This window comes from Rhodococcus sp. BS-15 (genome assembly GCF_000813105.1).
In the GTDB taxonomy this organism is placed as follows: Bacteria; Actinomycetota; Actinomycetes; order Mycobacteriales; family Mycobacteriaceae; genus Rhodococcoides.
Genome location: NZ_BAOX01000254.1, coordinates 1 through 7,170, shown reverse-complemented (window position 1 = coordinate 7,170; position 7,170 = coordinate 1). Strand labels below are relative to the sequence as shown.

Below are 7,170 nucleotides of genomic sequence, written 5' to 3'. Positions count from 1 at the left end.
CCCGAGCCGCCCGCGCCCCGATCCGACGGTGCAGCCTGCCACGAGTGCCACCAAGGCGACGAGCACGGCGATCAACCACACCGTACGCGTCCGTTTTGTCTGTTCTACCTGCTCATGCACGTTGTCCAACGTACCTGCGTCTGCGAACTACCCCGATTTTTGGGGGCAGACTCACAGCTACAGGAGTGGAGCCTGCGGAGTGACTCAGAGTTTGCGCGTACGAAGTTCGTGGCCTTTGGAGGTGAGGCAGCGGCCGGAATCGAGGCTCCAGTCCCATCCGTGCAGATTGCAGGTGAGCTTGTTTCCTTCGACGATGCCGAACTTCGTCAGGTCCGCTTTCAGGTGTGGGCAGCGGCGTTGGATTTCGTAGCCGCCCATCGTGATCGTGGCGGTGTCGTCGTGCGCCTCGGAGAACCAGCCGTCGGCGTACGCGATGCGCTCGTCGGTGAGGCACTTGAAGAACGTGTAGAGGAATTCGTTGTAGCCACCGACGCGTCGGGCACGGAAGCGGGTGGACAGGAAGATCGAGTTGACCCAGTCCGGCTCCTGGTCACGTATCGCGGTGCGCACGAGCTCCGGCGGGATGGTGAAGCTGTAGCGGAACTTCTCGTTCGAGATCGGTTCGCGCACGATCCGTTTCGGAAAGTCGAGCACAACGGTTTCGTCGCCCATCGTGATTCCGACGGGGTAGCCGATGCCGTCGCAGATCAGATCCGTCTGCGCCATGATCGGCTCGAACAGGCCTCGCATCGGTTCGAGCAGTGGCTCGCCCTCGGCGGGAGCCCAGGCTGCCTTCTCGGCGGCGATGACCGATGCCTGACGCTGGGCGTAGGCCTCGATGTAGTCGGCTTTGCCGGTGGTGAAGATGGCCTCGGCCTCGGCCGTCGGAATCGGGTGCTCGTGGGAGATCAGCTCGGAACCGTCGAATGTCGCGGCGGTGCCCGGCATCATCAGCAGGCCCTTGTCGTGCCCGTGCAGTCGCATCTGCTCGAGAAACACCATCTGGTCGGGGAACACGTTGGCCGGGTCGCCGTAGACGTCGTTGAGTGAGCGCAGATCGTCGTCCAGGAAACACGGCGGGCCTGCCGACGGGACGACCCACGTCGAGCCGACCTGCTCGATGTACTGGCGCGCGCGATCCATCTGACGCTGACGCTTCTGGATACCGAAGTTCTTCTTCGCGCGCGAGACCATGTCGTAGACCATCGGGTACCAGATCGCACCCGAGTACTGCAGCATGTGCACGTCCACGGGACCGAAATTCTCGGTCATCACGTCCAGGTCCACCGGCCTCGCGTCGTTCATGTTGAACGCGACGGTCTTGCCGTCGGAGACCACCAGACCCGAGTCACCGATGGGACCGTCGGCTGGCGCGCGCAGCGCGATGATCATGATGTCGAGATCGCCCTTGGGACCGGAGATCGTGTGCTTGACCGAGTCCGTCGTCTCGTAGAACTTGTGGAAGCCGAGCTTCTCGAGCTCGTGCTTGAGATCGAGCACCGGGTAGTCCGGCAGCAGAACCGTGGCGTCCTTGTTGACGTGCTCGGCCAGGTTCTTCGGGTCGAAGTGGTCCTTGTGCAGATGCGAGACGTAGAGGTAGTCGCAATCACCGAGGGCGTCCCAGTCGAGGCCGGAGTTGTCGGGGAACGGGAACCACGACGCGTAGAACGACGGGTTCACCCACGGATCGCACAGGATGCTTCCTGCCTCGGTCCGAATATGGAATCCCGCATGTCCCACGCTGGTGACCTGCACTGATTTACCTCCTACGAGCCCGACGAACAAAGCTCCATCGTATGCGCCGTTTCGACCGGCCCTAACCCAGCGCGCAGTTGACGAGGTCACATTCGGGCGTGAGCGTGACGCCGAACTTCTCCTGCACCCCGTCGCGGACGTGCGCGGCCAGCGCCATGATGTCCGACGCGGTTGCCCCACCCCTGTTGGTGACGGCAAGTACGTGTTTGGACGACAGCGCTGCGGTGCCGCGGCCGAATTCGGTGCCGTAGCCGCGCGGGAAGCCCGCGTTCTGGATCAGCCAGGCGGCCGGAATCTTCGTTCCCGCGGGGTCGGGGGAAGCTGGGCGCGTGCGCAGCGGCCTCGGGCACCTCGGGCAGTACCGGGTTGAGGAAGAACGATCCGACGCTCCACGTGTCGTGATCTTCTCCGTCGAGCACCATGCCGCGTTCGCCGCGCAGCGCCAGCACGGCCGCGCGCACGTCCGACACCGGTACGACGTCGCCGATCTGCACGTCGAGACGCTCCGACAACGCCGCGTAGCAACCGGAAGCGACTCGGTCGTCTTCTTCAGCGCGAACGTCACGTCCAGAATCACGTACCGCGAGGATCGCTTGAACACCGACGACCGGTGCGTTCCGAAACCGCACTGCTCCGGCGTCCACACCGCCGTCTGCTCGCTCTCGCGGTCGTAGACGGTGAGGCTGTGCAACAGCTCAGACGTCGACGCGCCGTACGCGCCGACGTTCTGGATCGGCGTCGCGCCGGTGGTTCCAGGTATGCCCGAGAGCGCTTCCATGCCGGACAGTCCTGCATCGATCGTCGCCTGCACGACGGCATCCCACTCGATGCCAGCATCGACCGTCACGATCTCGCCGTCGATATCCAGCCGCGATCCGGTCACCCGAACCACCCGGCCGTCGAACCCGTCGTCGCCGACGACCAGGTTGGATCCGCCGCCGATGACCAGCACATCGGTTCCCGCGCGATCCGCGTCGCGCACGAGGGAGACCAACTCGTCAGCGTTCGAGGCAACAGTGAATTCACGGGCCGGGCCGCCCACCCGGATGGTGGTGAGCTCCGAAATTGCAGTAGGCACGGACTATGACGCTACCGGTCGCGCACCGGCGTCTTCAGTCACCCGGTAACCTGCGGGGATGCCTCGCCCCATTGAGCACAGCTCGACTGTGCCCGCCTCCGCCGACAAGGTCCACGCCGCACTGACGTCCGAGCAGTACTGGAAGGACCGCATCGAGCAGATCGGCGGACCGGGTGCCAGCCTGAAGAGCGTCACCGTCGGCAACGGAACCATCGACGTCGTCATGACCCAGGCCGTCCCCGAAGAGGAGTTGCCGTCCGCGGTGACCGCCTTCAAGAAGGGCGACCTCATCATCGAACGCACCGAGAGCTGGGGACCGTTCGACGGCACCCACGCCGACGGCACCTTCGGCGCGACCGTCGAGGGCGCACCCGCGCGCATCACCGGCACCACCACACTCGACGCCACGGGCGAGACGACCACCATCGCGTTGGCCGGCACCACCGAGGTCAAGGTCCCCATCTTCGGCGGCAAGATCGAAGCGATGATCAGCGAGCAGGTGCTCTCGCTCATCGACAACGAACAGGACTTCACCGGTAACTGGATCGCCGCGCAGGCGAACAGCTAGCCTGGCGCACTATGGCTCGCCGAATGAACTACTCCGCCCGGTTCACCCACTCGACGCAGCAGGTCTATGCAGCGCTCTCCAGTCGCGATCACTGGGATGCGCGCATCGAGGAGATGCGTAAGTACTCGGAGAACGAGCTGAAGAGCTTCGAGGTGTCCGACGCCGGAATCGACATCGTGATGCACCACGTCATCCCGCGCACCGAACTGCCCGACATCGCGCAGACGGTGATGAAGAAAGACATGGTCATCACCCGCAACGTGCACTTCGACGCGTTCGAGGAAGTTACCGCGGGCCACTACGACGCGTCGATCCCGGCCGGACCCGGCTCGCTCAAGGGCACCACTTCGCTGTTCCCCACCAACGGCGGTTCGACGCTGCGCACCTCCTCCGAGGCCAAGGTCTTCCTGCCGTTCATCGGCGGCAAGCTCGAGCAGCTCATGCTCGTCAACCTCATCGACCTGTGGCGCGGCGAGGGCGAAGTGACCGCCGACTGGCTCGAAAAGAACGCCTGAGCTGAACAAGCCGAACAGGGGTCGTTCCGCAGGCTCCACTCCCCATCTGGGTCGTTCCGCAGGCTCCACTCCTGCCCCTGAAGGCGTCATCACTCGCGGCACCACCGGCATCAATCGGTTGCGTCGCAGCGACCGGTGGCTGATGCACAACCCCGATGTTCGACGTGTTCTGCAGGGCTCGCCGAATCCCCTCGTCGTAGACCTCGGGTACGGGGCGATGCCGAACACCACGCTCGAGCTGGCCGGTCGACTGCGCACCGTCCGGCCCGATCTCCGAGTCACCGGTCTCGAGATCGACCCCGCTCGCGTCGTCCCGGGCAGTGACGGCGTGGAGTTCGCCCGCGGCGGTTTCGAACTCGCGGGCTTGCGCCCCAACCTGGTGCGGGCGTTCAACGTACTGCGGCAGTATCCCGAGGATGCAGTACCTGCTGCCTGGCACCGCATTCTGTCGGGCCTGGCACCCGGTGGCCTGTTGATGGACGGTACCTGCGACGAGCTCGGTCGACGCTGCGCCTGGGTGTTGCTCGACGCCGATGGGCCGCGTTCACTGACGCTGGCATGGGATCCGTTCGACGTCGAGATGCCGTCGGACATCGCGGAGCGGCTACCGAAGGTGTTGATACACCGCAACATCGAGGGTGAGCGCGTGCACGATCTGCTTCGACGGGCCGACAGAGCGTGGTCGGTGTCGGCACCACTGGCACCGTTCGGGCCTCGAATTCGGTGGCGCGCGGCCATGAAAGCGCTTGCCGAACAGGGCATTCCGATCACACTCCCCCGCCGGCGGATGCGAGACAACGTGCTCACGGTCCCCTGGTCGACGGTCGCACCGGCAACGTGAATCGGGTGCAGCTGACCGCGCTGAGCGCGGTCGGATGCACCCGATTCTGTGGCTACGTGCAGGCGGACAGTGCCAGTTCGACGCGTTCGGCCACTCGGTCCGTACTGTTTCCCGCCTCGCAATACAGCGTGTGCGGGTCGACGCGACCGATCGCGACGGCGTCGCACACCACCTCGTCGAGGGTGATCTGGGAGATGCCACCTGCTGCGAGGTCGAGCACCGTACGCACCGGGGTGGTGAGGTTGAACGTGCCCGCCGATTCGACGTCCCGTGGTTCGAGTCGCAGACGATGAACCGCGAGCCTGGTGTCGGTCAGTCGTAGGTCGCCGAACGCGCAGACGTGCACGAATTGCGGGTGCAAGTGCCCGAATCCGTGTAGCTCGGCGGCGCTCTGGTGCGAGATCACGGCCTCGCCGCCGAACCAGGCGCACCACATGGCGAACACTTCGAGTTCGCTGCGGGGCCACTGGCCGAGTCGGAACAGGTTGCGCTCGACGCGAGTCCACGTGTTCGTGGCCAGATTGACGCGCACCATCGCAGAATCGAAGCCGAGCTCACCGGCCTGCTCGGCCGTGAAATAGCCGTCCTGACGAGTGGCCAACGAGTGCAGTTCGTGCACGCTCGGTCCTGTCGTACTCATGACGCAAGCGTACGTCACAATGTGTTACAGGTCACAAATTTTGGTCCCGAGAACACAGGTTCGGCGAGTTTCACAGAGCTTGCTCAGAATCATCGGGAAGACTGCCAGGAATGTCATCCACAGCCAGGCGCAGCACCGCACCGCTGATCGCAGTCTCCGTCGTTGTCGTCCTCCTCGTCGCCGTCATCGGTGGCGAGTTGTTCGTCCGTCAGCAGATCAAATCCTGCCTCGCCGGTCAGCTCGAGTCCGAGCTCGGCAGCCAGGTCGAGGTCGGTCTCGGCCTCAAGCCGGTCTTGCTCTCGCTGGTGGACAAGAAGGTCTCCTCGGTGACCGTCGACAGCGACGACGCGCGCTTCGGCCCCGCCGAGGGCATGGTCGTGCAGGCCGAGGCACGTGACCTGAACCTGACGCAGACCGCCGACTCGGGCGGCACCATCGGCAGCTCGAGTGCCGACATCTCGTGGTCCACCGACGGCATCACCCGCACCCTGCAGAGCCAGGGCATCGGCGCGATCGTCTCGGGCGTCACCTCGGATGCGTCGGCGGGCACCCTCGAATTCGCCGTCGGGGCTCTGGCGAATCTCACCGTCCAGCCACAGGTCGTGGACGGCAGGGTCGACTTTCAGACCGTCGACGCGTCGATCCTGGGTCTCGGCATTCCCACCGATCTGGTCGACTCCGTCGTCGGCGTGCTGACCGACAGCCTGCAGGCCTACCCGCTGGACATGGCTCCGACGTCGCTGACCGTCACCGACTCCGGCATCGAGCTCACCCTCGAAGGCGGGCAGTACACGATTCCGGTGACCCAGCAGAATCAGAATCAGCCGACTCCCGAGGGTTGCTCGCTGGTCGCATAACCCACGTGCGCGGAAGTCGCTCTAGTTCAAACCGTCCAACACCGCGCGCGTTCCCGACAACCCCAATCGTGTTGCGCCCGCGTCGATCATGGCCAGGGCGGCGTCCGTGGTGCGGATGCCGCCACTGGCCTTGACGCCCAGTCGTCCGCCGACCGTCTCTGCCATCAATCGCACTGCTTCGACGCTCGCGCCGCCGGCCGGGTGGAATCCGGTGGACGTCTTGACGAAGTCGGCACCGGCCTTCTCGGCTGCGCGGCACACCTCGACGATCGCATCGTCCGACAGTGCTGCCGATTCGATGATGACCTTCAGGACGGCGCTTCCGGCGATCCCTTCGCGGACGGTGACGATGTCGGCCAGTACCGCGTTGTAGTCTCCCGCGATGGCCGCGCCGACGTCGATCACCATGTCGACCTCGTCGGCACCTTGCTGCACCGCGAGACGCGCCTCGGATCCCTTGATCAACGAATGATGCTTGCCCGACGGGAATCCCGCGACGACGGCGGTGAGCATTCCCTCGGCGCGAATCGGCAGCATCGACGGCGATACGCATACGGCGAGCACTCCGAGCTCGCGGCCTTCCTCGATGAGGGCGGCCACGTCGGCCTGGGTGGCTTCGGGCTTGAGCAGCGTGTGGTCGACCATTCCGGCGAGGGCGGCGCGGGTTAGTGTCATGCGGTCCAGCTTTTCACAGCTCTGCATTTCACAGCCCTGACGGTCTACGATTTTCGTTCATGACCGCAGCCTCGCTCGCCGCTACCTTCAATGCCACCAGCAGGGAGTTCGACGCGGTGACGCCGCAGGTTTGGGGGCCGGCAGGGCAGTCGCTCGCCTTCGCGCTCGGGTTGGCCACCGGCGACGCGGTTCTCGATGTGTGTTCGGGTACGGGCGCGTCGGCGATTCCCGCGGCGGCGGC

General features: G+C 65.1%; 8 protein-coding genes and 1 pseudogene. 5 read left to right on the top strand and 4 right to left on the bottom strand.

Annotation, left to right across the window (positions count from 1 at the left end):
* Window positions 1-204: 204 nt before the first annotated feature.
* Window positions 205-1,755, bottom strand: a complete 1,551-nt coding sequence (locus tag RHBS_RS21695; RefSeq protein WP_121873486.1) for an MBL fold metallo-hydrolase — start codon at window positions 1,753-1,755, stop codon at window positions 205-207.
* Window positions 1,756-1,816: 61 nt separating this feature from the next.
* The gene (gene murB / locus RHBS_RS21690; RefSeq protein ID WP_237669549.1) at window positions 1,817-2,833 is read right to left on the bottom strand and encodes a UDP-N-acetylmuramate dehydrogenase; all 1,017 of its coding nucleotides are present in this window, start codon (window positions 2,831-2,833) and stop codon (window positions 1,817-1,819) included.
* Window positions 2,834-2,891: 58 nt separating this feature from the next.
* Here murB and RHBS_RS21685 point away from each other — a divergent pair, with 58 nt between their 5' ends.
* From RHBS_RS21685 to RHBS_RS21675, 3 genes are all read left to right on the top strand, one after another.
* On the top strand, window positions 2,892-3,401 hold the full coding sequence (locus RHBS_RS21685; RefSeq protein ID WP_121873488.1) for a DUF2505 domain-containing protein: 510 nt from the start codon (window positions 2,892-2,894) through the stop codon (window positions 3,399-3,401).
* 11 nt (window positions 3,402-3,412) lie between these two features.
* Window positions 3,413-3,916, top strand: a complete 504-nt coding sequence (locus RHBS_RS21680) for a DUF2505 domain-containing protein (protein ID WP_094680823.1) — start codon at window positions 3,413-3,415, stop codon at window positions 3,914-3,916.
* Between the two features lie 142 nt (window positions 3,917-4,058).
* Entirely contained in the window at window positions 4,059-4,757 is a 699-nt protein-coding gene (locus RHBS_RS21675; RefSeq protein WP_259468275.1) for a class I SAM-dependent methyltransferase, read from the top strand.
* A 52-nt stretch (window positions 4,758-4,809) separates the two neighbouring features.
* On the opposite strand, the gene RHBS_RS21670 is transcribed toward RHBS_RS21675, so the two are convergent.
* Window positions 4,810-5,397, bottom strand: a complete 588-nt coding sequence (locus RHBS_RS21670; protein WP_121873490.1) for a hypothetical protein — start codon at window positions 5,395-5,397, stop codon at window positions 4,810-4,812.
* Between the two features lie 110 nt (window positions 5,398-5,507).
* Here RHBS_RS21670 and RHBS_RS21665 point away from each other — a divergent pair, with 110 nt between their 5' ends.
* Window positions 5,508-6,254, top strand: a complete 747-nt coding sequence (locus RHBS_RS21665; RefSeq protein WP_183130541.1) for a DUF2993 domain-containing protein — start codon at window positions 5,508-5,510, stop codon at window positions 6,252-6,254.
* A gap of 21 nt (window positions 6,255-6,275) precedes the next feature.
* Here RHBS_RS21665 and deoC read toward each other — a convergent pair whose 3' ends face one another.
* A complete protein-coding gene (gene deoC, locus RHBS_RS21660; protein WP_374700642.1) occupies window positions 6,276-6,929 on the bottom strand; it encodes a deoxyribose-phosphate aldolase in 654 nt (217 codons plus the stop codon).
* Between the two features lie 59 nt (window positions 6,930-6,988).
* Here deoC and RHBS_RS21655 point away from each other — a divergent pair.
* A pseudogene (locus tag RHBS_RS21655) lies at window positions 6,989-7,170 on the top strand (SAM-dependent methyltransferase); the annotation flags it as partial.